At 74.1% G+C, this 232-nt stretch carries 1 protein-coding gene; it reads left to right on the plus strand.

Features of this window, described 5'->3' with window-relative positions:
• On the plus strand, positions 1-232 hold a 232-nt coding region (locus AC0MA3_RS26785), incomplete at both ends, for a hypothetical protein (RefSeq protein ID WP_474658392.1).

A 232-nucleotide genomic window follows, 5' to 3' on the forward strand; every position in this document is an offset into this window, starting at 1 on the left:
TCGGCCTGCTGGCGCTGGGTGCCGGCGCGCTGCTGGGGGCGCTCAGCCAGGGCGTGGCCGTGCTGTTCGCGTCGCGCATCGTCGAGGGGCTGGGGTTCGTCTGCATCGTCGTGGCGGCGCCGGCGCTGATGCGCGAGGCCGCGCCACCCGCGCGCCTGAAGCTCGCGCTCGGCCTGTGGAGCAGCTACATGGCGCTGGGCATGACGATGATGCTGCTGCTCGCGCCGCAGCT

The sequence above is a fragment of the Paenibacillus sp. LS-5 genome, from assembly GCF_056121505.1.